23 protein-coding genes are annotated in these 22189 nt (G+C 65.9%); 11 read left to right on the forward strand and 12 right to left on the reverse strand.

The features are described from left to right. Nucleotides 1-29: 29 nt before the first annotated feature. The 3 genes from spoT to CTR55_RS00240 are packed head-to-tail and all read left to right on the forward strand — an operon-like array spanning nt 30 to nt 3336. Nucleotides 30-2138 (forward strand): bifunctional GTP diphosphokinase/guanosine-3',5'-bis pyrophosphate 3'-pyrophosphohydrolase, encoded by a 2109-nt coding sequence (gene spoT / locus CTR55_RS00230; RefSeq protein WP_296283465.1) that lies wholly within the window; start codon nt 30-32, stop codon nt 2136-2138. Between the two features lie 22 nt (nt 2139-2160). Further along, on the forward strand, nt 2161-2541 hold the full coding sequence (locus CTR55_RS00235; protein ID WP_024762056.1) for a RidA family protein: 381 nt from the start codon (nt 2161-2163) through the stop codon (nt 2539-2541). A gap of 60 nt (nt 2542-2601) precedes the next feature. Beyond that, nucleotides 2602-3336, forward strand: coding sequence for a hypothetical protein (locus tag CTR55_RS00240; RefSeq protein ID WP_296283469.1), 735 nt, complete (start codon nt 2602-2604; stop codon nt 3334-3336). Nucleotides 3337-3378: 42 nt separating this feature from the next. Here the strand turns inward: CTR55_RS00240 and CTR55_RS00245 are convergent, their stop codons facing one another. From CTR55_RS00245 to CTR55_RS00255, 3 genes are all read right to left on the reverse strand, one after another. Next, on the reverse strand, nt 3379-4002 hold the full coding sequence (locus CTR55_RS00245; protein ID WP_296283471.1) for a LysE family translocator: 624 nt from the start codon (nt 4000-4002) through the stop codon (nt 3379-3381). Nucleotides 4003-4069: 67 nt separating this feature from the next. Then, entirely contained in the window at nt 4070-4870 is an 801-nt protein-coding gene (locus CTR55_RS00250; protein WP_296283473.1) for an AraC family transcriptional regulator, read from the reverse strand. Nucleotides 4871-4880: 10 nt separating this feature from the next. After that, nucleotides 4881-5750 (reverse strand): NAD-dependent epimerase/dehydratase family protein, encoded by an 870-nt coding sequence (locus tag CTR55_RS00255; protein WP_296283474.1) that lies wholly within the window; start codon nt 5748-5750, stop codon nt 4881-4883. Nucleotides 5751-5844: 94 nt separating this feature from the next. Between CTR55_RS00255 and CTR55_RS00260 the strand changes: the two genes are divergently transcribed. From CTR55_RS00260 to CTR55_RS00270, 3 genes are all read left to right on the forward strand, one after another. Then, nucleotides 5845-6777 (forward strand): hydrogen peroxide-inducible genes activator, encoded by a 933-nt coding sequence (locus CTR55_RS00260; protein WP_296283475.1) that lies wholly within the window; start codon nt 5845-5847, stop codon nt 6775-6777. Beyond that, complete coding sequence (recG, locus tag CTR55_RS00265; RefSeq protein WP_296283477.1) at nt 6774-8849, forward strand: ATP-dependent DNA helicase RecG; 2076 nt, start codon at nt 6774-6776, stop codon at nt 8847-8849. The genes CTR55_RS00260 and recG overlap by 4 nt, the downstream gene beginning before the upstream one ends. A 91-nt stretch (nt 8850-8940) precedes the next feature. Then, on the forward strand, nt 8941-10347 hold the full coding sequence (locus tag CTR55_RS00270) for an aminoacyl-tRNA deacylase and HDOD domain-containing protein (RefSeq protein ID WP_296283479.1): 1407 nt from the start codon (nt 8941-8943) through the stop codon (nt 10345-10347). A 147-nt stretch (nt 10348-10494) separates the two neighbouring features. Here the strand turns inward: CTR55_RS00270 and CTR55_RS00275 are convergent, their stop codons facing one another. From CTR55_RS00275 to CTR55_RS00295, 5 genes are all read right to left on the reverse strand, one after another. Continuing rightward, the gene (locus CTR55_RS00275) at nt 10495-10896 is read right to left on the reverse strand and encodes a helicase (protein WP_296283480.1); all 402 of its coding nucleotides are present in this window, start codon (nt 10894-10896) and stop codon (nt 10495-10497) included. A gap of 134 nt (nt 10897-11030) precedes the next feature. After that, entirely contained in the window at nt 11031-11303 is a 273-nt protein-coding gene (locus CTR55_RS00280; protein ID WP_296283483.1) for an HU family DNA-binding protein, read from the reverse strand. Nucleotides 11304-11499: 196 nt separating this feature from the next. Next, nucleotides 11500-12654 carry an FAD-dependent oxidoreductase gene (locus tag CTR55_RS00285; RefSeq protein ID WP_296283485.1) on the reverse strand — a complete coding sequence of 385 codons (1155 nt, stop codon included), beginning with the start codon at nt 12652-12654 and terminating at the stop codon, nt 11500-11502. Nucleotides 12655-12742: 88 nt separating this feature from the next. Continuing rightward, on the reverse strand, nt 12743-12910 hold the full coding sequence (locus tag CTR55_RS00290) for a rubredoxin (RefSeq protein WP_017520693.1): 168 nt from the start codon (nt 12908-12910) through the stop codon (nt 12743-12745). 198 nt (nt 12911-13108) lie between these two features. Then, nucleotides 13109-13276 (reverse strand): rubredoxin, encoded by a 168-nt coding sequence (locus CTR55_RS00295; protein WP_296283488.1) that lies wholly within the window; start codon nt 13274-13276, stop codon nt 13109-13111. Nucleotides 13277-13510: 234 nt separating this feature from the next. On the opposite strand from CTR55_RS00295, the gene CTR55_RS00300 reads away from it, so the two are divergent. Further along, nucleotides 13511-14050, forward strand: coding sequence for a chorismate lyase (locus CTR55_RS00300; protein WP_296283512.1), 540 nt, complete (start codon nt 13511-13513; stop codon nt 14048-14050). A 27-nt stretch (nt 14051-14077) separates the two neighbouring features. Beyond that, entirely contained in the window at nt 14078-14968 is an 891-nt protein-coding gene (gene ubiA / locus CTR55_RS00305; protein ID WP_296283490.1) for a 4-hydroxybenzoate octaprenyltransferase, read from the forward strand. Nucleotides 14969-15065: 97 nt separating this feature from the next. On the opposite strand, the gene CTR55_RS00310 is transcribed toward ubiA, so the two are convergent. Then, nucleotides 15066-15431 carry a hypothetical protein gene (locus CTR55_RS00310; protein ID WP_296283492.1) on the reverse strand — a complete coding sequence of 122 codons (366 nt, stop codon included), beginning with the start codon at nt 15429-15431 and terminating at the stop codon, nt 15066-15068. A gap of 327 nt (nt 15432-15758) precedes the next feature. Between CTR55_RS00310 and phoB the strand changes: the two genes are divergently transcribed. The 3 genes from phoB to CTR55_RS00325 all read left to right on the forward strand — a co-directional run bounded on the left by phoB (nt 15759) and on the right by CTR55_RS00325 (nt 19225). Next, nucleotides 15759-16448: a phosphate regulon transcriptional regulator PhoB gene (gene phoB, locus CTR55_RS00315; RefSeq protein WP_017520689.1), complete on the forward strand. Its 690-nt coding sequence runs from the start codon at nt 15759-15761 to the stop codon at nt 16446-16448. A gap of 39 nt (nt 16449-16487) precedes the next feature. Further along, nucleotides 16488-17792, forward strand: coding sequence for a phosphate regulon sensor histidine kinase PhoR (phoR, locus tag CTR55_RS00320; protein ID WP_296283494.1), 1305 nt, complete (start codon nt 16488-16490; stop codon nt 17790-17792). A gap of 92 nt (nt 17793-17884) precedes the next feature. Then, nucleotides 17885-19225: a hemolysin family protein gene (locus CTR55_RS00325; RefSeq protein ID WP_296283496.1), complete on the forward strand. Its 1341-nt coding sequence runs from the start codon at nt 17885-17887 to the stop codon at nt 19223-19225. 154 nt (nt 19226-19379) lie between these two features. Here the strand turns inward: CTR55_RS00325 and CTR55_RS00330 are convergent, their stop codons facing one another. From CTR55_RS00330 to phoU, 3 genes are all read right to left on the reverse strand, one after another. Further along, complete coding sequence (locus tag CTR55_RS00330) at nt 19380-20279, reverse strand: peptidoglycan DD-metalloendopeptidase family protein (RefSeq protein WP_296283498.1); 900 nt, start codon at nt 20277-20279, stop codon at nt 19380-19382. 123 nt (nt 20280-20402) lie between these two features. Then, nucleotides 20403-21302: a response regulator gene (locus CTR55_RS00335; protein ID WP_296283500.1), complete on the reverse strand. Its 900-nt coding sequence runs from the start codon at nt 21300-21302 to the stop codon at nt 20403-20405. Nucleotides 21303-21435: 133 nt separating this feature from the next. Then, entirely contained in the window at nt 21436-22179 is a 744-nt protein-coding gene (gene phoU / locus CTR55_RS00340; RefSeq protein ID WP_037011757.1) for a phosphate signaling complex protein PhoU, read from the reverse strand. Between the last annotated feature and the right edge of the window lie 10 nt (nt 22180-22189).

Genomic DNA, 22189 nt, shown 5'->3' on the forward strand with positions numbered 1-22189 from the left:
CGACTGGCCGCTCGGCAGGGGGTAGATCCATGCCGAGCATAGACGCCTTCGCCGATCGTCTGTCGAGCTATCTGGGCCCGGATCAGGTCAACCTGGTCCGCCGCGCCTACTACTACGCCGAGCAGGCCCATGACGGGCAGCGCCGCCGCAGCGGCGAGGCCTACGTCACCCATCCGCTCGCCGTCGCCAACATCCTCGCCGACATGCACATGGACCATCAAAGCCTGATGGCGGCCATGCTGCACGACGTGATCGAGGACACCGGCATCGCCAAGGAAGCGCTCACCGCGCAGTTCGGCGAAACCGTCTCGGAACTCGTGGACGGGGTCAGCAAGCTGACCCAGATGAACTTCGAGTCCAAGGCCGAGGCGCAGGCCGAGAACTTCCAGAAGATGGCCATGGCCATGGCGCGCGACATCCGCGTGATCCTGGTCAAGCTGGCCGACCGCCTGCACAACATGCGCACCCTGGAAGTGCTGTCGGGCGAGAAGCGCCGGCGCATCGCCAAGGAAACCCTGGAAATCTACGCCCCCATCGCCAACCGGCTGGGCATGCACAGCATGCGCGTGGAATTCGAGGACCTGGGCTTCAAGGCCATGCACCCGATGCGCTCGGAGCGCATCCGCCAAGCGGTGAAGAAGGCCCGCGGCAACCGCCGCGAGATCGTCGGCAAGATCCAGGAATCGCTGGTCAACTGCCTCGCCCGCGAGGGCATGGAAGGCCAGGTCCTGGGCCGCGAGAAGCACCTGTTCAGCATCTACAAGAAGATGCGCGGCAAGCGCAAGGCGTTCACCGAGATCATGGACGTCTACGCCTTCCGCATCGTCGTCGACAAGGTCGACACCTGCTACCGCGTGCTCGGCGCCGTGCACAACCTGTACAAGCCGTTCCCCGGTCGCTTCAAGGATTACATCGCGATTCCCAAGGCCAACGGCTACCAGTCGTTGCATACCACCCTGTTCGGCATGCATGGCGTGCCCATCGAAATCCAGATCCGCACCCGCGAGATGGAAGAGATGGCCAACCACGGCATCGCCGCGCACTGGCTGTACAAGTCCAGCGAGGACGAGTCACCCAAGGGCACCCATGCCCGCGCGCGCCAGTGGGTGAAGGGCATCCTCGAGCTGCAGCAGCGCGCCGGCAACTCGCTGGAATTCATCGAGAACGTGAAGATCGACCTGTTCCCGGACGAGGTCTACGTGTTCACGCCCAAGGGCCGCATCATGGAGCTGCCCAAGGGTTCCACGGCGGTCGACTTCGCCTATGCGGTGCACACCGACGTCGGCAACAGCTGCATTGCCTGCCGTATCAATCGCCGCCTTGCACCGCTGTCTGAACCGCTACAGAGCGGCGCGACGGTGGAGATCGTCACCGCACCTGGCACCCGGCCAAATCCGGCCTGGCTCAACTTCGTAGTCACCGGCAAGGCGCGCACGCACATCCGCCACGCGCTCAAGCTGCAGCGCCGCTCCGAGTCGATCAACCTCGGCGAGCGCCTGCTGAACAAGACCCTGGCCGGCTTCGACAGCCACCTGGAGAAGATCCCGCAGGAACGTATCCAGGGCGTGCTCAGCGAGTACCGCATGGAAGTCTTCGAGGACCTGCTCGAAGAGATCGGCCTGGGCAACCGCATGGCCTACGTGGTCGCGCGCCGCCTGCTGTCCAGCGAGGGCGAAGAAGCACCCAGCACCGAAGGGCCGCTGGCGATCCGCGGCACCGAAGGCCTGGTGCTCAGCTACGCCAAATGCTGCACGCCGATCCCCGGCGACCCGATCGTCGGCCACCTGTCGGCCGGCAAGGGCATGGTCGTGCACCTGGAAAACTGCCGGAACATCAGCGAAATCCGCCATAACCCGGAAAAATGCATCCAGCTCAGCTGGGCCAAGGATGTCACCGGCGAATTCAACGTCGAATTGCGCGTCGAACTGGAGCACCAGCGCGGCCTGATCGCCCTGCTCGCCACCAGCGTCAACGCCGCCGACGGCAACATCGAGAAGATCAGCATGGACGAGCGCGATGGCCGCATCAGCGTGGTCCAGCTCGTCGTCAGCGTGCATGACCGTGTGCACCTGGCCCGCGTCATCAAGAAGCTGCGCGCGCTCAAGGGCGTGATCCGCATCACCCGCATGCGCAGCTGATCCCACCCCGTTAGGAGTCGACATGACCAAGACCGTAATCCACACCGACAAAGCCCCGGCCGCCATCGGCACCTACTCCCAGGCGATCAAGGCTGGCAACACCGTCTATGTCTCCGGCCAGATCCCGCTGGACCCGAAAACCATGGAACTGGTCGAGGGCTTCGAAGAGCAGACCGTCCAGGTCTTCGAGAACCTCAAAGCCGTGATCGAAGCCTCCGGCGGCTACCTGCACGACGTGGCCAAGCTGAACATCTTCCTCACCGACCTGTCGCACTTCGCCAAGGTCAACGAGATCATGGGCAAGTACTTCACCCAGCCCTACCCGGCCCGCGCCGCCATCGGCGTTGCCGCCCTGCCCAAGGGTGCCCAGGTCGAGATGGACGCCATCGTCGTCCTCGAGTAAGCGTCACGAAATACCTACGGGGCCCCAGCGGCCCCGTTCTTCTGTCTGCAAGGAGCAAACATGCGTCGCGCCCTGATCCTGAGCGCCCTGATCGGCCTGCTCACCGGCTGCGCCGGCACCCCGTCCGACCCTTCCGGCGTCTGGGTCAACCAGGCCGCCATCGATGCCGCCGGCAAGGGTGGCAAGCTGCGCGAGGCGCTGCTGGCCTACGGCCCGAACCTGGAGTGGAAGCTGGACACCCAGGCCAGCCAGGCCACTTTCAGCAATGGCTTCGAGCTGGGCGAAGGCCAGCTGACTGCCGAAGACCCCAAGCACTACCGCGTCGACTTCTACGGCAGCAAGCAGGAAGCCCTGGAACTGGACGGCAAGGAACTGGTGCAGGTCGGCAGCGACAACTGGCCCGAGCAGCGCTTCCTGCGTCCCAAGGAGCAGCCCGCCGCGCAAGGTCCGGCCGGCAGTACCTTCCAGAATGCCCTGTACGCCGCTTATCTCAAGGGCACCTGGGTGATCGAGGAAGGCGAAGGCAAGGGCAGCAAGGTCAAGTTCCTCGCCAACGGCAGCCTCGAAGGCATGCCTGGCGCCGACCGCTACGCGCTGTGCCTGGCCGGCGATTGCGCGGCCATGAGCGGCGACAACGACAGCATCTGGCTGCAACAGGGCCAGCAAGGACGCGAGTACCTGTTCGAGCGCGACGGCGACAAGCTGGAGCTGTTCGAGGCAGTGAACCGCGCCCAGGCCGATGAGATGCCGCAGTACGCACCGGGCAACAAAGTCTGGACACTGGAGCGCGACTGATTGGTGCGAGCGGGCTCCAATGGCGGGCTGCAATGACAAAAGTCAGCGAAGCCCGCTCCACAACAGCCAGCCGCCCAGCGCCAGCAACAGAGCCCCGCAAATACGGTCCAGCGCCGTCACCCGGCGCTTCAGCCAGCCGCGCCAGCGCGGGCGATCCAGCAGACGCACCAGCGCCATGTCCCACAGCAGCACTACCGCGCCCATCCACAGCACACACACGCCCAGCGCCCAGCCCGGCAAGTGGAACTGGCCGAGTACACCGAACAGCCCGGCGTAGAAGATCGGCAGCTTGGGATTGAGGCTGCTGGCAAGCAGCCCTTCGCGCATACCCCGTAGAAAGCCTCCGCTTCGCTGCTGGCCCAGCTCCTCGGGAATCTCCAGCTCCCGCCGCGCCAGCAACGCCTGCGCGCCGAGCCAGACGAAGTAGGCGCCGCCCAGCAACTGCACCACTCGCAACCCGTGGCTCGCCACTTCCGGCAGCAGGCCGAGGACGAACAGCACCAGCAGCATGCTCGCCAGATTGGCCAGGGCGATGCCCGCCGCGCAGCCGTCGGCATGGCGGCGGCCGCGCAGCAGCGCCGCGCGGATCAGCAGGAAGAAATCCGGCCCGGGCGACAGCAGGGCGGCGAAGTGGGTGCTGGCGACCAGCGCGAAGGCGGCGAACATGGTGATCTCCCGGATAGCGGCGTCGCGCAGTCTGGAAGCGCCGGGGTTCGCCGGTCTTGGAAGAAACTCAGGTGCGCGTGGCGCGCAGGAAACGGCCGGGCGTGACGCCGGTGAAACGACGGAAGGTCCCGGAGAAATGCGCCTGGTCGTAGAAGTCCAGGGTCAGTGCAACCTCCAGCGGCTTTTCGCCGGCCACCAGCAGGCGCTTGGCCTCGCGGATACGGCGCTGCAGCAGGTAGGTGTGCGGCGGCACACCGTAGGCGTTGCGGAAGGCTTCGATCAGGTGGCGCGGATGGCGCTGCAGCAGCGCCGCAAGCTCTTCGAGGCTGACTGCCTCGCGGTAATGCACCTCCAGGTAATCCCGCAGCCTGGCTGTGACGCTGCCGTCGCGCGATGCCAAGGCGTTCGGGCGCATGCCGCCGTGGCGGACGAAGACCAACTCCAGCAGCGCCAGCAGTTCACTTTCCAGCGCCAGCGCATCGTTCCCCTCGAACTCCGTAGCGACGCGCCGCAACGCTTCGGCCACCTGTCCGTCATCGTGCGGATTGAGCGCCTGGAAGCCGCGCGGCAGCTGCTTGCGGCCGAGCAGCGGCAGCAGCCGCGATTCCTCGATGTAGAGCATGCGATAGACCAGCCGCTCGGACTCGGCGTTGCCGGTGTGCGGCTCCTCCGGGTTCATCAGCGACAGGGTGCCGGCCGGCAGCACGTGGTGTGCGCCGCGGCACTGGTAGCCGCCGGCGCCCTGCAGGATGGCACCGATGGCGAAGGCATCGTGACTGTGGCGGCCGAACGGCTGGCCGGAGAAGTCCGCATGGAACAACTCCACCCCCGGCAACCAGGGGCGCACCAGCAGCCGGTTGGCGTCCATCAGAGCCTTATTAGTCCTGTTTACCGGCGAGGATCGCCGCGTAGCCTTCGCGGAAGCTCGGGTAGCGCGGCTCCCAGCCCAGCGCTCGGGCGCGGGCGTTGCTGCAGCGCTTGCTGCCAGCGCGGCGTACGGTCTGCTCGTCGGCCCAGTGGGTGACGCCCAACTGCTCGCGCAGCCAGCCGACTACGTCGTGCAGCGCCGCCGGGTCGTTGTCGACACCGAGGTAGCAATCTTCCAGTGCAACGCCGCTGCGGTCGGCCTCCAACAGCGCGGCGAGCAGGCCGGCGGCATCCTCGGCATGGATACGGTTGGCGTACAGCGGCGGCTCTGTGGCGACGCGATAACCCTCGCGCACCTGCTTGAGCAGCCACTCGCGGCCGGGACCGTAGATGCCGGTGAGGCGCACGATGCTGGCGGGAATGCCACTCTGCAGCGCCAGTTGCTCGGCTTCGAGCATCACGCTGCCGGAGTAGCTTTGCGCCTCGGCCGGGGATGTCTCGTCGATCCACTCGCCGTCGCGCTGGGCATAAACGCCGCTGCTGGAGACGAACAGCAAGCGCCTGGGCATCTGCCCGCGCTGCTGCAGCCAGCCGAGGGTGTTGCGCAGGCCTTCGACGTAGGCCGCGCGATAACCGGCCTCATCGTGCTGGGTAGCGGCGGCGCAGAACACCAGGTAGTCCAACTGGCCGACCGGCCAGGTGTCGGGGCATTCGAGCTGGCCCAGGTCGCCGGCTACCGGCAGCACTTCCAGCGGCAGCGCGGCGACGTTGCGGCGCAGGCCGTGGACGCGCCAGTCGCGCGCGGCCAGTTGACGAGCCAGGCGGCTGCCGACATCGCCGCAACCGACGATCATCAGGCTGGGGAAGGTGCTCTTGCTCATGCTTGGCTCCGCGAATCAAAGCTCGGCAGTTTAGCGCGGTTGGTTCGCAGCGGTGCAGCCGCTATGCTTGGGCCACCTCAACGGATTAGTCGCCATGACCCTGACCGAACTGCGCTACATCGTCACGCTTGCCCAGGAGCAACACTTCGGCCGCGCCGCGGAGCGCTGCCACGTCAGCCAGCCGACTCTCTCGGTCGGCGTGAAGAAGCTGGAAGACGAGCTCGGCGTGCTGATCTTCGAGCGCAGCAAGAGTGCGGTGCGCCTGACTCCGGTCGGCGAAGGCATCGTGGCGCAGGCACAGAAGGTGCTGGAGCAGGCGCAGGGCATCCGCGAACTGGCCCAGGCCGGCAAGAACCAGCTCACCTCGCCACTCAAGGTCGGCGCCATCTACACCATCGGCCCGTACCTGTTCCCACACCTGATTCCGCAGCTGCACCGGGTCGCTCCGCAGATGCCGCTGTACATCGAGGAAAACTTCACCCACATCCTGCGCGACAAGCTGCGCACCGGCGAGCTGGACGCGATCATCATCGCCCTGCCGTTCCATGAAGCCGACGTGCTGACCCTGCAGCTGTTCGACGAACCGTTCTACGTGCTGATGCCGGCGGGCCATCAGTGGACCGCGAAGAAGACCATCGACCCGGAGTTGCTCAACGACAAGAGCCTGCTGTTGCTCGGTGAAGGCCACTGCTTCCGCGATCAGGTCCTGGAAGCCTGCCCGACTACCCACAAGGGCAGCGAAAACAAGCACACCACGGTGGAATCCAGCTCGCTGGAAACCATCCGCCACATGGTCGCCTCGGGCCTGGGCGTGTCGGTGCTGCCGTTCTCCGCCGTGGACAGCCACCACTACGCGCCCGGCGTGCTGGAAGTGCGCCCGTTCAGTGCACCAGTGCCCATGCGTACCGTCGCCATCGCCTGGCGCGCCAGCTTCCCGCGCCCGCGCGCCATCGAGGTGCTGGCCGACTCGATCCGCCTGTGCTCGGTCGCCAAGCCGACCGTCAAGGGTGAAGCCGAACCGGCATGACCGATCTGTCGAACGTCCCGGTCACCGCGCTCAAGGGCGTGGGCGCCGCGCTGGAAGAAAAGCTGGCGAAGGTCGGCCTGGAGAACCTCCAGGACATCCTCTTCCACCTGCCACTGCGCTACCAGGACCGCACCCGCATCACCCCGATCGGCGCACTGCGCCCGGGGCAGGATGCGGTGGTCGAAGGCGTGGTCTCCGGCGCCGACGTGGTGATGGGCAAGCGCCGCAGTCTATTGGTGCGCCTGCAGGACGGCAGCGGCACCCTGAGCCTGCGCTTCTACCACTTCAGCCAGGCACAGAAGGAAAACCTCAAGCGCGGCACGCACCTGCGTTGCTACGGCGAGGCGCGCCCCGGCGCCTCGGGCCTGGAGATCTACCACCCCGAATACCGCTCGCTCACCGACGCCGCCGCGGCGCCGGTGGAGCAGACGCTGACGCCGATCTACCCGACCACCGAAGGTCTCACCCAGCAGCGCCTGCGCCAGCTCAGCGAGCAGACCCTGGCGCGCCTGGGCCCGTCGAGCCTGCCGGACTGGCTGCCGGCGGAGCTGGCCCGCGACTACCGCCTCGGCCCGCTGGACGAAGCCATCCGCTACCTGCACCGGCCGCCGCCGGATGCCGACCTGGAAGAACTCGCCGAAGGCCGCCACTGGGCCCAGCACCGCCTCGCCTTCGAGGAACTGCTGACCCACCAGCTGTCGCTGCAACGCCTGCGCGAGAGCGTGCGCTCCCAGGCCGCGCCTCAGCTGCCACCGGCCAAGCGCCTGCCAGCGCTGTACCTGAAGAACCTCGGTTTCAAGCCGACCGGCGCGCAGCAGCGCGTCGGCGCGGAGATCGCCTACGACCTTGCGCAGAACGAGCCGATGCTGCGCCTGGTACAGGGCGACGTCGGCGCCGGCAAGACCGTGGTCGCCGCCCTTGCCGCCCTGCAGGCGCTGGAAGCTGGCTACCAGGTGGCCCTGATGGCGCCGACCGAAATTCTCGCCGAGCAGCACTTCGTCAACTTCACCAAGTGGCTGCAGCCGCTGGGCATCGATGTCGCCTGGCTGGCCGGCAAGCTCAAGGGTAAGGCCCGCGCCAGCGCGCTGGAGCAGATTGCCAGCGGCGTTCCGATGATCGTCGGCACCCACGCCCTGTTCCAGGAAGAGGTGAAATTCAAGCGCCTGGCTCTGGTGATCATCGACGAACAGCATCGCTTCGGCGTACAGCAGCGCCTCGCCCTGCGCCAGAAAGGCGTCGACGGACGGCTCTGCCCGCACCAGTTGATCATGACCGCCACGCCCATCCCACGGACCCTGGCGATGAGCGCCTACGCCGACCTGGACACCTCGATCCTCGATGAGCTGCCGCCCGGCCGCACCCCGGTGAACACCGTGCTGGTGGCCGACAGCCGCCGCATCGAAGTGATCGAGCGAGTACGCGCCGCCTGCGCCGAAGGCCGCCAGGCCTACTGGGTGTGCACGCTGATCGAGGAATCCGAAGAACTCACCTGCCAGGCCGCGGAAACCACCTACGAGGAGCTCTCTTCGGCACTGGGTGAACTGCGCGTCGGCCTGATCCACGGGCGCATGAAGCCGGCGGACAAGGCCGTGGTCATGGAAGCCTTCAAGGAAGGCATGCTGCAGTTGCTGGTCGCCACCACGGTGATCGAGGTCGGCGTGGACGTGCCCAACTCCAGCCTGATGATCATCGAGAACCCCGAGCGCCTCGGCCTGGCCCAGCTGCACCAGCTGCGCGGCCGCGTCGGCCGGGGTAGCGCGGCGAGCCACTGCGTGCTGCTCTACCACCCGCCGCTGTCGCAGATCGGCCGCGAGCGCCTGGGGATCATGCGCGAAACCTGCGACGGCTTCGTCATCGCCGAGAAGGACCTGGAACTGCGCGGCCCTGGCGAAATGCTCGGCACCCGCCAGACCGGCCTGCTGCAATTCAAGGTCGCCGACCTGATGCGCGATGCCGATTTGCTGCCGGCGGTACGCGATGCCGCCCAGGCCCTGCTGGCGCACTGGCCGCAATCGGTGAGCCCGCTGCTGGCGCGCTGGCTGCGGCACGGCCAGCAATACGGACAAGTGTGATCTATTTCACTTTCGCCGGTCGGTTGACTGCTCGGTCACGCTGACCGCGTGGTTATACTCCGACCCAGCCGTTGATAACCGGATCACATTCATGAGCGACCTTGCACGCGCCCCATCCGACACCTCGCAGGCCCCAGAGGTCATCCTGCAGCTGCTCGCCAAGCTGGGCGTTCCTTCTTGCGAGGTCAGCGACGTCACCACGCTTCCGGCAGCACGCCGGGTACAGGCCAGCCTGCTGGAAGATGCCGTCGGCACTCTGCTGGTGCTGTTCCCGCAAAGCCAGCTGCTGGACCTGAACCGCCTGGCCGAACTCACCGGGCGCAAGCTGGTGGCGGTCAAGCCCGACCGCCTGGAGCGCATGCTCGGCAAACACCAGCTCGGCCGCTTGCCGGCGCTACCGCCGCTGACCAGCTCGCCATGCCTGTATGACGAACGCCTGCTGCAGGAACCCCAGCTGCTGATCGAATCCGGCGCGCCGGGCACGCTGCTGGAGATTCCCACCCCGGCCTTCCGCAGCCTGCTGGAGAAAGCCAGCGCAGCGCGCTTCGGCGTGGCGCTGGAATCGATCCGACCGAACCTCGACCGCCCGGACGATGACCGCAAGGAAATCACCCAGGCCGTGCAGGCGTTTACCGCCCGCCGCATCCAGCAGCGTCTCGAAGAAACCATCGAGATTCCGCCGCTGCCGGAAACCGCACAGAAGATCATCAAGCTGCGTGTCGACCCCAACGCCACCGTGGACGACATCACCGGCGTGGTGGAAACCGACCCGGCGCTGGCCGCGCAGGTGGTCAGCTGGGCCGCCTCGCCCTACTACGCCGCGCCCGGCAAGATCCGTTCGGTGGAAGACGCCATCGTTCGCGTACTGGGCTTCGACCTGGTGATCAACCTCGCCCTGGGTCTGGCCCTGGGCAAGACCCTGAGCCTGCCCAAGGACCAGCCGCAGCACGCCACCCCCTACTGGCACCAGGCGATCTACACCGCCGCGGTGATCGAGGGCCTGACCCGCGCCGTGCCGCGCGCCGAGCGTCCGGAAGCCGGCCTGACCTACCTCGGCGGCCTGCTGCACAGCATTGGCTACCTGGTCCTGGCACATATCTTCCCGCCGCATTTCTCGCTGATCTGCCGGCACCTGGAGGTGAACCCGCACGTCGAGCACAACCTCGTCGAGCAGCACCTGCTGGGTATCACCCGCGAGCAGATCGGCGCCTGGCTGATGCGCACCTGGGACATGCCGGAAGAGATCTACACCGCACTGCGCTTCCAGCACGACCCGACTTACGCCGGCGACTACTCGGCCTACGCCAACCTGGTTTGCCTGGCGACCCGCCTGCTGCGCAACCACGGCATCGGCAGCGGCCCGGAGACCGATATTCCGCAGGACCTGCTGGACCGCCTGGATATCCCGCGCGAGAAGGCCGAAGACGCCGTGCGCAAGGTACTCGACGCCGAAGCGGTGCTGCGCGAACTGGCTAGCCAGTTCAACCCTGCACACTGAAACTGCTTTTGTAGGAGCGAGCTTGCTCGCGAACACTGGCCAGCACCGAGCGCCTCCGGTTCGCGAGCAAGCTCGCTCCTACAAGTGCTTTCGTGTCCCACGAAAAAGGCCCCATCAGGGGCCTTTTTTCTGTTCGTCGAAAGCGCCTCAGGCGGCTTTCTTCTCGCTGCCCGGCGCGGCCTTCTTCTTCGGCTTGAGGTACTTCACCAGGCCCTGGAACCAGATCACCAGGCCGGGGTTGCCCTGGATCTGGATGTCCTTGTTCTGGATGCCCTGCATGAACGCCAGTTGCGGGTTCTTCGAGGTCATGGTGGCGAAGCCGTAGGCGCCGTCCTTGAAGCCCAGCGCGAAAGCCGGCTGCGGATGGGTGCCGCGACGTGCGCTGACCTTGAGGTCCTTGACGATGTAGTGGCGGGCGACCTTGCCGTCGAGCGTGTGGAGCTGGAACACCAGGTCCTTGCCTTCGAGCTGCTTCTGGAACGCCGGGTTTTCGCGGCTGGCCTTGGCCATCAGGCGACCGAGCATCCACAGGAGTAGACGGAATTTCATGCACAAACCTCGACGTTCGAGACAAAAGTCTGCGCATTGTAGCCACTTTAAAAAGAGACTACATCCGGTCTTTTGGAGGGATTATGTAACTGGAGGAGGCAACCCGGAGCCGCTCTGGCTCCGGGCCTGAGCGATCAGTTGACCGCGTCTTTCAGCGCCTTGCCTGGTTTGAAGGCAACGGTGTTGCTGGCTTTGATCTTGACCGGCTCGCCGGTTTGCGGGTTCTTGCCGGTACGGGCGCCACGGTGGCGCTGAACGAAGGTACCGAAACCGACAAGGGTAACGCTGTCCTTGCGGTTGAGCGCGCCAGTGATTTCATCCAGCAGCGCGTTCAGCACCTTGTTGGCTTGTTCTTTGGTGAGGTCGGCCTTCTCGGCGATCGCGGTGGCGAGTTCTGGTTTACGCATAAATGCCTCTTTGACGGTTTGTTGTTGTTGTGTCCGTGCTGTCTTCCCAACAGCGCCCAAGGCACCGCAGGCTTGCCGAACAGGCTCTAGGCTGCGGCAGACGGGGGGAGAATGGCACGCCGAAAGCTGGTACGCCAGTATCGTCTGACAATTTGCGGGCACTTTCCCAAGGCAAATACGCCATTGGCGACGACTGTCACGCCAGCAGTGCAGGCAACTCTTTGTTCAGGGAGAGTTTTTCGCTCACTGCAGCCCCGGTGAGGGCGTATCCGAGCAATCGACCGGCGGTATCCCGGCACAACACCTTGAGGTCCGGGCCAGAGCCTTCCACCCGCCATTCACCCTCGCTGCCGCGCGGTGGCGGCGATACCACCAGCGGACACACCGGCGTCTTCACGGTCACCGGCATGGCGCCATAGGCCACCGGCGTCGGTTTGCCGGCCAGGGTCTGCGCCAGGGCGCGCGCGCAGGACATCAGCGGCATCACGTAGAGCAGGTTGAGGCCGTCGACTTCGGCGCAGTCGCCCAAGGCGTAGATGTTGGCGTGGGAGGTGCGCAGCTCGCGGCTGACCATCACGCCGCGGTTGATATCCAGGCCGGCAGCGGCGGCCAGGTCGATGCGCGGGCGCAGGCCGACGGCGGAGACGACGAGGTCGCAGGGGATCACCTGGCCATCGGAGAGGTGCGCTTCCAGGGCATCGCCGGCGCGCACCAGGCTGTTCAGCACCGGGCCAAGGTGGAAGCGCACGCCAAGGCCTTCCAGCCCCTGCTGCACAGCCAGGGCGGCGGCCGGGTGGAGCAGGCCGGGCATGACCTGTTCGCAGGGCGCCACCACGTCGAGCTGGTAGCCGCCGCTCGACAGGTCGTTGGCGAATTCGCAGCCGATCAGCCCGGCGCCCAGCAGCAGCACGCGGCGCTTGCCAGCGGCGGCGCTGCGGAAGCGCGCGTAGTCTTCCAGGTCGTTGATCGGGAAGATCAGGTCCTGGGCGTCGCCCTCGACCGGTACGCGGATGGTTTCCGCTCCCCAGGCCAGCACGAGGTCGCGGTAGTGGATTTCTTCTTCACCGATCCAGAGGCGCCGGTGGCCCGGGTCGATGCCGGTGACGCGGGTGTGGGTGAGGATGCGTGCCTTGAGCTGGTCGGCCATCGCGCCAGCTTCGGCCATGGCCAGGCCGTCGGCGTCCTTGTCCTTGGAGAAGCCGGTGGAGAGCATCGGCTTGGAGTAGGAGCGGCCGTCGTCGGCGGTGATCAGCAGCAGCGGCGTCTCGCTGTCCAGCTTGCGCCACTCGCGAGCCAGGTTGTAGCCGGCCAGGCCAGTTCCGATGATCACCAGCGGTGCGTTGTCGCTCATTGCTCTCTCACCTCAAAAATCGCCACTTTGGTAAAGACGGCACGGCGGCCATCGGGCCGCCGCATGAATTCGTTCGCGCGGACTGGTTTTAGGAAATTTCGATCATTTCGAAATCGATCTTGCCCACGCCGCAATCCGGGCAGACCCAGTCGGCCGGGATGTCTTCCCAGCGCGTGCCGGGGGCGATGCCCTCGTCCGGCAGGCCCAGTGCCTCGTCGTAGATGAAGCCACAGACCACGCATTGCCATTTGCGCATCGGCCAAGCCCTCCTGCGATGACCCGCTGAAGCTAACGTATCGGCGCGCACCGGCCAACGGCGGGCGCGACACCGGGGGGCGTCAGCAAGGCCAACCCGGCGCGTCTCCAGTCTACCCCGTCAGGAATGGGCTTGCCGGGCCCGGAAACGCGGACGGCGGCCCAAGGGCCGCCGTCGCGGGAGTCGATCCCGGCGGGATCAGCCGATCTCGATCATCTCGAAATCCAGCTTGCCGACGCCGCAGTCCGGGCACAGCCAGTCTTCCGGCACATCTTCCCAGCGGGTGCCGGCGGTGATGCCCTCTTCCGGCCAGCCCTTGGTTTCGTCATAGATCAGGCCACAAACCACGCACTGCCACTTCTTCATCCGCTATCACCCTCAGGTTCTTGTCGCTTGGACATCGGAGCATCCAATGTTCGGCTTTGTACTGGCGATGCCGCCCGCGCGCAAGCCCCTTGAAAGCACCGGATGGTCCGCCAAACCTTTGGTGGGGTTTGCCGTAATGCACTCTTGCGGACAACGCAATCGGCCGCGCAAAGGCGCCATGTTAAGCTGCCGCGTCCCTGGCCAACCGCAGTCGAAGCCGTGCCCGAAGCCGCCCTGATCCACCCGCCCCGCTGGCTCACCGCCGCCCAGTTACACCCCGCTCCCGCCGCCCAGGTCGTGGACTGGCTGTTCGACGAAGGCTCGCTGACGCGCCGGCTGACCGCGCTCTCCGCCGACCACTTCGCCGTACAGCCGCTGGCCGAGGGCTGGCACCGCCTGCGCACCGACGAATGCGCCGCACTGGGCGTGCCGGACGGCAGCCAGGGCTGGGTGCGCGAGGTGTACCTGAGGGGCCATGGCACGCCCTGGGTATTCGCCCGCAGCGTGGCCGCGCGTTCGGCGCTGGAAGGCTCGGGCTTCGACCTGCGCCTGCTCGGCACGCGCTCCCTGGGTGAGTTGCTGTTCAGCGACCGCGCCTTCCAGCGCGGGCCCATCGAGGTCTGCCGCTATCCGGCTGCCAGCCTGCCGGCCGATGTCCGCGCCGAGCGCCTCTGGGGTCGCCGCTCCTGCTTCAGCCGCGACGGCCTGGGCGTGCTGGTCGCCGAGGTTTTCCTGCCATCGCTGTGGCACCGCGTGGAACAACAGCCCGTATAATTCCCGGATCGCTTTCCGGAGGCCGCCATGTTCGTCGCCCTGATCAAACCCCTCGCCCGCCTGCATCCCCGCGCCTGGGACTTCATCCAGCTGACGCGCATGGACAAGCCGATCGGCATCTACCTGCTGCTCTGGCCGACGCTGTGGGCGCTATGGATGGCCAGCGGCGGCATGCCGAGCGTGAAGAACCTGGTGATCTTCGTCCTCGGCACCGTGCTGATGCGCATGGCCGGCTGCGTGATCAACGACTTCGCCGACCGCAAGCTCGATGGCCACGTCGAACGCACCAAGGCGCGCCCGCTGGCGACCGGCAGGATCACCGTGCGCGAGGCCTGGATTGCCTTCTTCACGCTGCTGGGGCTGAGTTTCCTGCTGGTGCTGTGCACCAACGCGCAGACCATCTGGCTGTCCTTCGGCGGGGCGGCGGTGGCAGCGCTCTACCCCTTCATGAAGCGCTACACCTACTACCCGCAGGTGGTGCTGGGCGCGGCGTTCTCCTGGGGCATCCCGATGGCCTTCACCGCGGCCAGCGGCACGCTGCCGGCGGTGGCCTGGCTGCTGTTCTTCGCCAACGTGCTGTGGACGGTCGCGTACGACACCTACTACGCGATGACCGACCGCGAGGACGACCTGAAGATGGGCATGAAGTCCACGGCGATCCTCTTCGGCGACGCCGACCGGGTGATCAACCTGAGCCTGCAGGGCCTGATGCTGCTGCTGCTGATCCTCGCCGGCAACAAGCTGGCGATGCACCTGGCCTACTACCTGGGCCTGGCTGTGGCGGCCGGCTGCTTTGCCTGGCAGTTCCATTCGACCCGCGATCGCGAGCCGATGAAGTGCTTCAAGGCCTTCCTGCACAACCACTGGGCAGGGCTGGCGATCTTCCTCGGTACTGTGGCGGACTTCGCCCTGCGCTGAAGTTAGACGCCACGTAGGAGCGAGCTTGCTCGCGAACCCCTTGATACCCAAGGTGCCAAGCAAGGTTCGCGAGCAAGCTCGCTCCTACGAAGAGCCGTTACGGCTTGGCCATGTGCCAGACGCCCATCTTGCCTTCGCCGGCCATGTCGCCGGCCTTCTGGTCCTGCACGAAGGTGTACAGCGGCTTGCCCTTGTAGGCCCACTGCACGGTGCCGTCATCGCGCTTGATCATGGTCCAGTCACCCGTTGCCTTGGCATCGGCCGAGGCCATCAGGGGCGGCCAGTTCTGCGCGCAGCCGCCGTTGCACATCGACTTGCCGCCACTGTCCTTGTCGAAGGTGTAGAGCGTCATGCCCGTGGCATCGACCAGCATGCCGTTCTTCTCCATACCGGGCTCTGCGGCCAGGGCGGACATCGCCGGCAGCATCAGGCCCAGTGCCAGGGCCGGGAATAGCAGTTTCATAGCTCGTCTCCTTGGAAGAGAGACCTCTGGTGAGGTGGAAACGGCGCGAGCTTCGGCGCAAAAGGCGGGCGGAGTTGCAGGCAGGGCCGGCCAGGGCGACGTCGACAACGCACTCACTACCGTCATCGCTAGAGTCCGGCAGATTTGCCTGCCGGCCGCACCGCCGACCGGGCCGGTGCGTTCCGTGTGCCGCGCAAGAACCACGTGGCGACCCGTTCAGCATAGTCGAGCGCTCTGCGACAAGGCTCGGCTAACATCCGGGTGTCACATTCATGAAATATTTCCGTTATCTAATGCGGCGCATTACAGAAATTCTGAGGCCTCAGCATGGTTGGCAAGACAATCCTCATCGTCGATGACGAAGCTCCGATCCGGGAAATGATCGCCGTGGCCCTGGAGATGGCCGGCTACGAATGTCTGGAGGCCGACAGCGCCCAGCAGGCGCACGCGGTGATCGTCGATCGCAAGCCGGACCTGATCCTGCTCGACTGGATGCTCCCGGGAACCTCGGGCATCGAACTGGCCCGCCGTCTCAAGCGTGACGAGCTGACCTCGGCCATCCCGATCATCATGCTCACCGCCAAGGGCGAAGAGGACAACAAGATCCAGGGCCTGGAAGTCGGCGCCGATGACTACATCACCAAGCCGTTCTCCCCACGCGAGCTGGTGGCCCGGCTGAAGGCCGTGCTGCGTCGCACCGGCGCCGGCGACAGCGAGACGCCGATCGAAGTCGGCGGCCTGTTGCTCGACCCGATCAGCCACCGCGTGACCATCGACGGCAAACCCGCCGAGATGGGCCCGACCGAATATCGCCTGCTGCAGTTCTTCATGACCCACCAGGAGCGCGCCTACACCCGTGGCCAGTTGCTGGACCAGGTCTGGGGCGGCAACGTCTATGTCGAGGAGCGCACGGTCGACGTGCACATCCGCCGCCTGCGCAAGGCGCTGGGCGAGGTCTACGAAAATCTGGTTCAGACCGTGCGCGGCACCGGGTATCGTTTCTCGACCAAAAGCTGACCCGGCTTCTCAACTGGCGGGCACAAGGAACGGAATTTCGTGACCCAGAACTGGAGTGGCGTGCTGATACGCCACCTGCTGCTAGTCGCCGCCGCCGGCGCGCTGCTCGGCCTGATTACCGGCCAGTACGGCTGGGCCATCGCCGTGGCGCTGGCCGCCTACCTCGGCTGGTCGACCTGGCAGTTGCTGCGCCTGCACAAGTGGCTGAAGAACCACCAGCCCGATGAAGCCCCGCCCGACGGCTACGGCCTGTGGGGCGAGGTGTTCGACAGCATCTACCACTTGCAGCGGCGCAACCAGCGGGCCCGCGGGCGCCTGCAGGCAGTGATCGACCGTATGCAGGAATCCACCGCGGCGCTGCGCGACGGCATGATCCTGCTCGACCGCGACGGCAACCTGGAATGGTGGAACCAGTCCGCCGAGCGCCTGCTGGGCCTCAAGAGCCCGCAGGACGGGGGCCAGCCGGTGACCAACCTGGTCCGCCATCCGCGCTTCAAGGAATACTTCGAGGGCGAGGATTACCGCGAACCGCTGGAGCTCGCCTCGCCCATCAGCGACAACCTGCGCCTGCAGTTCCACATCACCCTCTATGGCGCCGGCGAGCACCTGATGCTGGTGCGCGACGTGACCCGCGTCCACCAGCTGGAGCAGATGCGCAAGGACTTTGTCGCCAACGTCTCCCACGAGCTGCGCACCCCGCTGACGGTGATCGCCGGCTACCTGGAGACACTGCTGGACAACGTCGAGAACGTGAACCCGCGCTGGACCCGTGCGCTGCAGCAGATGCAGCAGCAAGCCGGGCGCATGCAGAACCTGCTCAACGACCTGCTCCTGCTGGCCAAGCTGGAAGCCACCGATTACCCGGCGGACAACAAGCCGGTGGCGGTGGACCTGATGCTGCTGTCGATTCGCAACGACGCCCAGGCGCTGTCTGGCGCGCGCAACCATCGCATCAGCCTGGAGGCGGACTCGAAGGTGAAGCTCAAGGGCAGCGAGGCGGAACTGCGCAGTGCCTTCTCCAACCTGGTATTCAACGCCGTGAAGTACACCCCCGAGGAAGGCGAGATCCGCATCCGCTGGTGGGGTGACGAGCAGGGTGCGCACCTGGCCGTGCAGGACAGTGGCATCGGCATCGATCCCAAGCACCTGCCGCGCCTGACCGAGCGCTTCTACCGTGTCGACTCCAGCCGCAACGCCAGTACCGGCGGCACCGGCCTGGGGCTGGCTATCGTCAAGCACGTACTGCTGCGCCATCGCAGCACCCTGGACATCAGCAGCGTGCCGGGCAAGGGCAGCAGCTTCACCTGCCACTTCCCGCCGCCGCAGGTCGAGAGTCGCGCATAACAGCCTTCCACTGCGACTCTTGTATGAGCGGGCTTGCCAGCCGGGCCCGCTGAACCGCATTCTTGTCCGTCCATTTGCTAACCAACAGAACCATGGACCCTTCCCCTAGTAGCCACTTCCTCACTTACTTCGCCGATTTCGGCCTGATCCTGTTCGCCCTGTTCCTCGTCGTGCTCAACGGCTTCTTCGTCGCCGCCGAGTTCGCCATGGTCAAACTGCGCTCCACTCGGGTGGAGACCATCGTCAAGCAACACGGCTGGCGCGGCACCATCCTGCGCAAGGTGCACAACCAGCTCGACGCCTATCTTTCCGCCTGCCAGCTGGGCATCACCCTGGCCTCCCTCGGCTTGGGATGGGTTGGCGAGCCAGCCTTCGCCGAACTGATCGAGCCGCTGCTGGCCGCCGTTGGCGTGCATTCCGAGGAAGTCATCCGCGGCGTCTCGTTCTTCAGCGCGTTCTTCATCATTTCCTACCTGCACATCGTGGTCGGCGAGCTGGCGCCCAAGTCCTGGGCGATCCGCAAGCCCGAGCTGCTGTCGCTGTGGACGGCGGTGCCGTTGTACCTGTTCTACTGGGCGATGTACCCGGCCATCTGGCTGCTCAACGCCAGCGCCAACACCATCCTGAAGATTGCCGGGCAAGGCGAGCCTGGCCCGCATCACGAGCACCACTACAGCCGTGACGAGCTGAAGCTGATCCTGCACTCCAGCCGCGCCCACGACCCGAGCGACCAGGGCATGCGCGTGCTGGCCTCGGCAGTGGAGCTGGGCGAACTGGAAGTGGCGGACTGGGCCAACTCCCGTGAAGATCTGGTCTACCTCGAGCGCAGCGCGCCGCTGGACGACATCCTCGCCACCATCCGCCGCCACAAGTACAGCCGCTACCCGGTGTACGACAGCGAGAAGGGCGAGTTCGTCGGCCTGCTGCACATCAAGGACCTGCTGCTGGCCCTCGCCACGCTGGACAGCCTGCCGGAGTCCTTCGACCTCGACGAGCTGACCCACCCGCTGGAGATGGTCACCAAGCACCTGCCGCTGGCTCGCCTGCTGGAGCAGTTCCGCCAGGGCGGCTCACACTTCGCCCTGGTGGAGGAAGCCGACCACAAGGTCGTCGGCTACCTGACCATGGAAGACGTGCTGGAGGTGCTGGTCGGCGACATCCAGGACGAACACCGCAAGGCCGAGCGCGGCATCGTCGCCTATCAGCCCGGCAAACTGCTGGTGCGCGGCGACACCCCGCTGTTCAAGCTGGAGCGTCTACTGAGCATCGACCTGGACCACGTCGAGGCGGATACCCTCGCCGGCCTGGTCTACGACACTTTGAAGCGCGTGCCGGAAGAAGAAGAAGTCCTGGATACCGAGGGCTTGCGCATCATCGTGAAGAAGATGAAGGGCCCGAAGATCGTTCTCGCCAAGGTGGTGAAGCTCGATTGAGCGCCCCCTCCTGAACGAAAAGGCTGCCCGAGGGCAGCCTTTTTTGTTGGTTCTTCGTAGGAGCGAGCTTGCTCGCGAACCTGCCCCAACATCGGCGCTGCCGGCGAACACCATTCGCGAGCAGGCTCGCTCCTGCAGGGACGCCGCGATGCGCTCAGTGCTCCCTGACCACCGCGAAATTCGGCAGCGTATCCACCGGCTGGGAGAAGTCGTAGGGAATCGACTCCAGCGCCAGGCCGACGTTGCGCTGCACCACGAAGTGCAGGTGCGGGCCGCTGCTGTTGCCAGTGTTGCCCGACTGCGCCAGCGGCGTACCGGTGCCGATACGCTGGCCTTCGCGTACCAGCACCGAGCCACGCATCAGGTGCAGGTACACCCCCATGGTGCCGTCGTCATGCAGTACGCGCACGAAGTTGCCGGACGGGTTCTTGCCGCGCCCGCTCTGGCCGTTCTCGATCTTCACCACGGTACCGCCACGCGCCGCCACGATGGGCGTGCCGACCGGCATGGCGATGTCCATGGCGTAGCGGCCCTTGCGGGTGAAGTGGCTGTAGCGACCATTGGCTCCCTGGGTCAGGCGGAACGGCCCGCCCACCCAAGGCAGCGCGTACTGGTGGAACAGCGGTGTCGGGCGCGGATCGCCCAGCGCATAGCGCAGCTTGGGCTTGTAGCGCAGCGGCTTGGCTGGGTCCAGCGGGGTCAGGGTAGCGAGGCGGATTGCGCTGCGCGGCGGCAGCACCCAGCGGATCGGCTTCTGCGGCACACCCACGGCATTCTGCGCGCCGGTCACGCTCAGCTCCACTTCCACTGGCGCGTACAGGTCGTTGCGCACCTGCAGCGTCTCGCCACCGGCGTGCTTCTTGGTTTCCAGCTTCACCTGTTCTTCCAGGTGCTCGACCATGCGATCGCGGAACACGAACACAGCCGCGCCCGCCACGGCTTTATCCGTGTAGGTGACCACGCCATTGGCGTCGGTGTACTTGTAGATGGTCACGGCCGAAGCCGTCCCGGCTACGGCCAAAAGACCGCAAAAGAGGATACTGCGCCCTAGCATGTCGACTCTGGTTATAGGTATGGCGACGCAGGCAAGACTAGCAGTGTCGCCGCCGCGTCGCGACCCGCCGCCGGTCGACCTGTGAAACAGTCCAACTTGCCGGCGGGAGGATTTGTAACCAGATCAGGCGCCCGGCACGTAATGCTTCTGCGAGCTGCCGCGGGCGATCAGGCGGGACAGGTAATCGAGCTTCTGCGGATCACGGTCGACGAAGCGGAAGGTCAGCTGCAGCCACTCGCTGTCCGGCTTGGGCTCCAGCGCGGCCACGGCATGCAGGTAGCCGTTGAGGCGAGCGACGTCGCTGTCTTCTTCCAGGTCCAGCACGGCGCTTTCAAGCACCTGCGGCAACGGCGTGCCGCGCTTCACCACCAGCAGCGCTTCCTTGAGGCTGAGTGCCTTGATCACGCACGGCAGGTTCGCGGAGGGCAGGCGCAACTGGCCCTGCTGGCCCTTGGCGCCGCTGCGCGCGGCCGGAGCAGCCGCCGCCGCTGCCGGAGCGGCCGATGCCGGGCGAGGCGCTGCAGATGCCGCCGATGGGCGCACGACCTCGGCCTTGCCACCGGTAAGAGCGGCCAGGGAGTCATTGGGCATGGAGCCGACCAGGCTACGCTGCGGAGCCTGGGCTGCCAGGGCCTCCAGCTTGCCGACGCGAGACAGGGCCTTCTTCACCTTGCTCACCAGCTGGTCATTGGAGAACGGTTTGCCGATGAAGTCGGAGACGCCGGCCTGGATGGCCTGCACCACGTTGTCCTTGTCACCACGGCTGGTGACCATGATGAAGGGCGTGGTCTTCAGGCTGTCCTGCTCGCGGCACCAGGTGAGCAGTTCGATCCCCGACAGCTCGGGCATCTCCCAGTCGCAGAGGATCAGGTCCACCGGCTGGCGCGCCAGGAACTGCTGCGCCTTGCGACCGTTGATTGCCTCGTCGATCTGCAGACCGGGGAAGTGGTCCCGCAGCCCTTTCTTCACCAGGTCACGGATGAACGGAGCATCATCCACGACCAGCACACTGACCTTGCCCATCGGCATCTCCCGAAATCGATAGGGCGAAGGATAGCCTTGCCAGGTGGCTACATGCCATTGGCTCGGGACCACTCGGCCATAAAATGACGAACCCGGCGCAAGGGCCGGGTTCGCTCTGGCACGGCAGTCCGGCTTATTCGGCCTTGTCGGCCTTGCCAGCGGTGCCCTGTACTTCTTCCTTCATGCGGGTCAGGCCGAGGTGGCGAACATCGGTGCCACGCACCAGGTAGATCACCAGTTCGGCGATGTTGCGCGCGTGGTCGCCGATGCGCTCCAGCGAACGCAGGGCCCAGATGACGTTGAGCACGCGCGAGATGGCCCGCGGGTCTTCCATCATGTAGGTCACCAGCTCCCGCAGAGCGGTCTTGTACTCGCGGTCGACGGTCTTGTCGTACTGCGCGACCGACAGCGCCAGGTCAGCGTCGAAGCGGGCGAAGGCGTCCAGCGCCTCCTGCACCATCTTGCGCACCTGGTTGCCGATGTGGCGCACTTCGACGTAGCCGCGCGGCGACTCGCCTTCCTCACACAGCTGGATGGCGCGGCGGGCGATCTTCGAGGCTTCGTCGCCGATGCGCTCGAGGTCGATCACCGACTTGGAGATGCTGATGATCAAGCGCAGGTCGGAGGCAGCCGGCTGGCGACGGGCGAGGATGCGCAGGCACTCCTCGTCGATGTTGCGCTCCATCTGATTGATCTGGTCGTCGATCTCGCGCACTTGCTGGGCCAGGCCGGAGTCGGCATCGATCAGCGCGTTGACCGCGTCGTTGACCTGCTTCTCCACCAGGCCACCCATGGCCAGCAGATGGCTGCGCACATCTTCCAGCTCGGCATTGAACTGCTGCGAGATGTGGTGGGTAAGGCTTTCTTTGTTGATCATGTTCGCTCCG

The sequence above is a fragment of the Pseudomonas sp. genome, from assembly GCF_002796985.1.
Lineage (GTDB): Bacteria > Pseudomonadota > Gammaproteobacteria > Pseudomonadales > Pseudomonadaceae > Pseudomonas.

Excerpts from the sequence above, each read along its gene's own strand:
- spoT (WP_296283465.1), top strand. The coding sequence starts at position 30 with ATGCCGAGCATAGACGCCTTCGCCGATCGTCTGTCGAGCTATCTGGGC.
- CTR55_RS00235 (WP_024762056.1), top strand. The coding sequence starts at position 2,161 with ATGACCAAGACCGTAATCCACACCGACAAAGCCCCGGCCGCCATCGGC.
- CTR55_RS00240 (WP_296283469.1), top strand. The coding sequence starts at position 2,602 with ATGCGTCGCGCCCTGATCCTGAGCGCCCTGATCGGCCTGCTCACCGGC.
- CTR55_RS00245 (WP_296283471.1), bottom strand. The coding sequence starts at position 4,002 with ATGTTCGCCGCCTTCGCGCTGGTCGCCAGCACCCACTTCGCCGCCCTG.
- CTR55_RS00250 (WP_296283473.1), bottom strand. The coding sequence starts at position 4,870 with ATGGACGCCAACCGGCTGCTGGTGCGCCCCTGGTTGCCGGGGGTGGAG.
- CTR55_RS00255 (WP_296283474.1), bottom strand. The coding sequence starts at position 5,750 with ATGAGCAAGAGCACCTTCCCCAGCCTGATGATCGTCGGTTGCGGCGAT.
- CTR55_RS00260 (WP_296283475.1), top strand. The coding sequence starts at position 5,845 with ATGACCCTGACCGAACTGCGCTACATCGTCACGCTTGCCCAGGAGCAA.
- recG (WP_296283477.1), top strand. The coding sequence starts at position 6,774 with ATGACCGATCTGTCGAACGTCCCGGTCACCGCGCTCAAGGGCGTGGGC.
- CTR55_RS00270 (WP_296283479.1), top strand. The coding sequence starts at position 8,941 with ATGAGCGACCTTGCACGCGCCCCATCCGACACCTCGCAGGCCCCAGAG.
- CTR55_RS00275 (WP_296283480.1), bottom strand. The coding sequence starts at position 10,896 with ATGAAATTCCGTCTACTCCTGTGGATGCTCGGTCGCCTGATGGCCAAG.
- CTR55_RS00280 (WP_296283483.1), bottom strand. The coding sequence starts at position 11,303 with ATGCGTAAACCAGAACTCGCCACCGCGATCGCCGAGAAGGCCGACCTC.
- CTR55_RS00285 (WP_296283485.1), bottom strand. The coding sequence starts at position 12,654 with ATGAGCGACAACGCACCGCTGGTGATCATCGGAACTGGCCTGGCCGGC.
- CTR55_RS00290 (WP_017520693.1), bottom strand. The coding sequence starts at position 12,910 with ATGCGCAAATGGCAATGCGTGGTCTGTGGCTTCATCTACGACGAGGCA.
- CTR55_RS00295 (WP_296283488.1), bottom strand. The coding sequence starts at position 13,276 with ATGAAGAAGTGGCAGTGCGTGGTTTGTGGCCTGATCTATGACGAAACC.
- ubiA (WP_296283490.1), top strand. The coding sequence starts at position 14,078 with ATGTTCGTCGCCCTGATCAAACCCCTCGCCCGCCTGCATCCCCGCGCC.
- CTR55_RS00310 (WP_296283492.1), bottom strand. The coding sequence starts at position 15,431 with ATGAAACTGCTATTCCCGGCCCTGGCACTGGGCCTGATGCTGCCGGCG.
- phoB (WP_017520689.1), top strand. The coding sequence starts at position 15,759 with ATGGTTGGCAAGACAATCCTCATCGTCGATGACGAAGCTCCGATCCGG.
- CTR55_RS00325 (WP_296283496.1), top strand. The coding sequence starts at position 17,885 with ATGGACCCTTCCCCTAGTAGCCACTTCCTCACTTACTTCGCCGATTTC.
- CTR55_RS00330 (WP_296283498.1), bottom strand. The coding sequence starts at position 20,279 with ATGCTAGGGCGCAGTATCCTCTTTTGCGGTCTTTTGGCCGTAGCCGGG.
- CTR55_RS00335 (WP_296283500.1), bottom strand. The coding sequence starts at position 21,302 with ATGGGCAAGGTCAGTGTGCTGGTCGTGGATGATGCTCCGTTCATCCGT.
- phoU (WP_037011757.1), bottom strand. The coding sequence starts at position 22,179 with ATGATCAACAAAGAAAGCCTTACCCACCACATCTCGCAGCAGTTCAAT.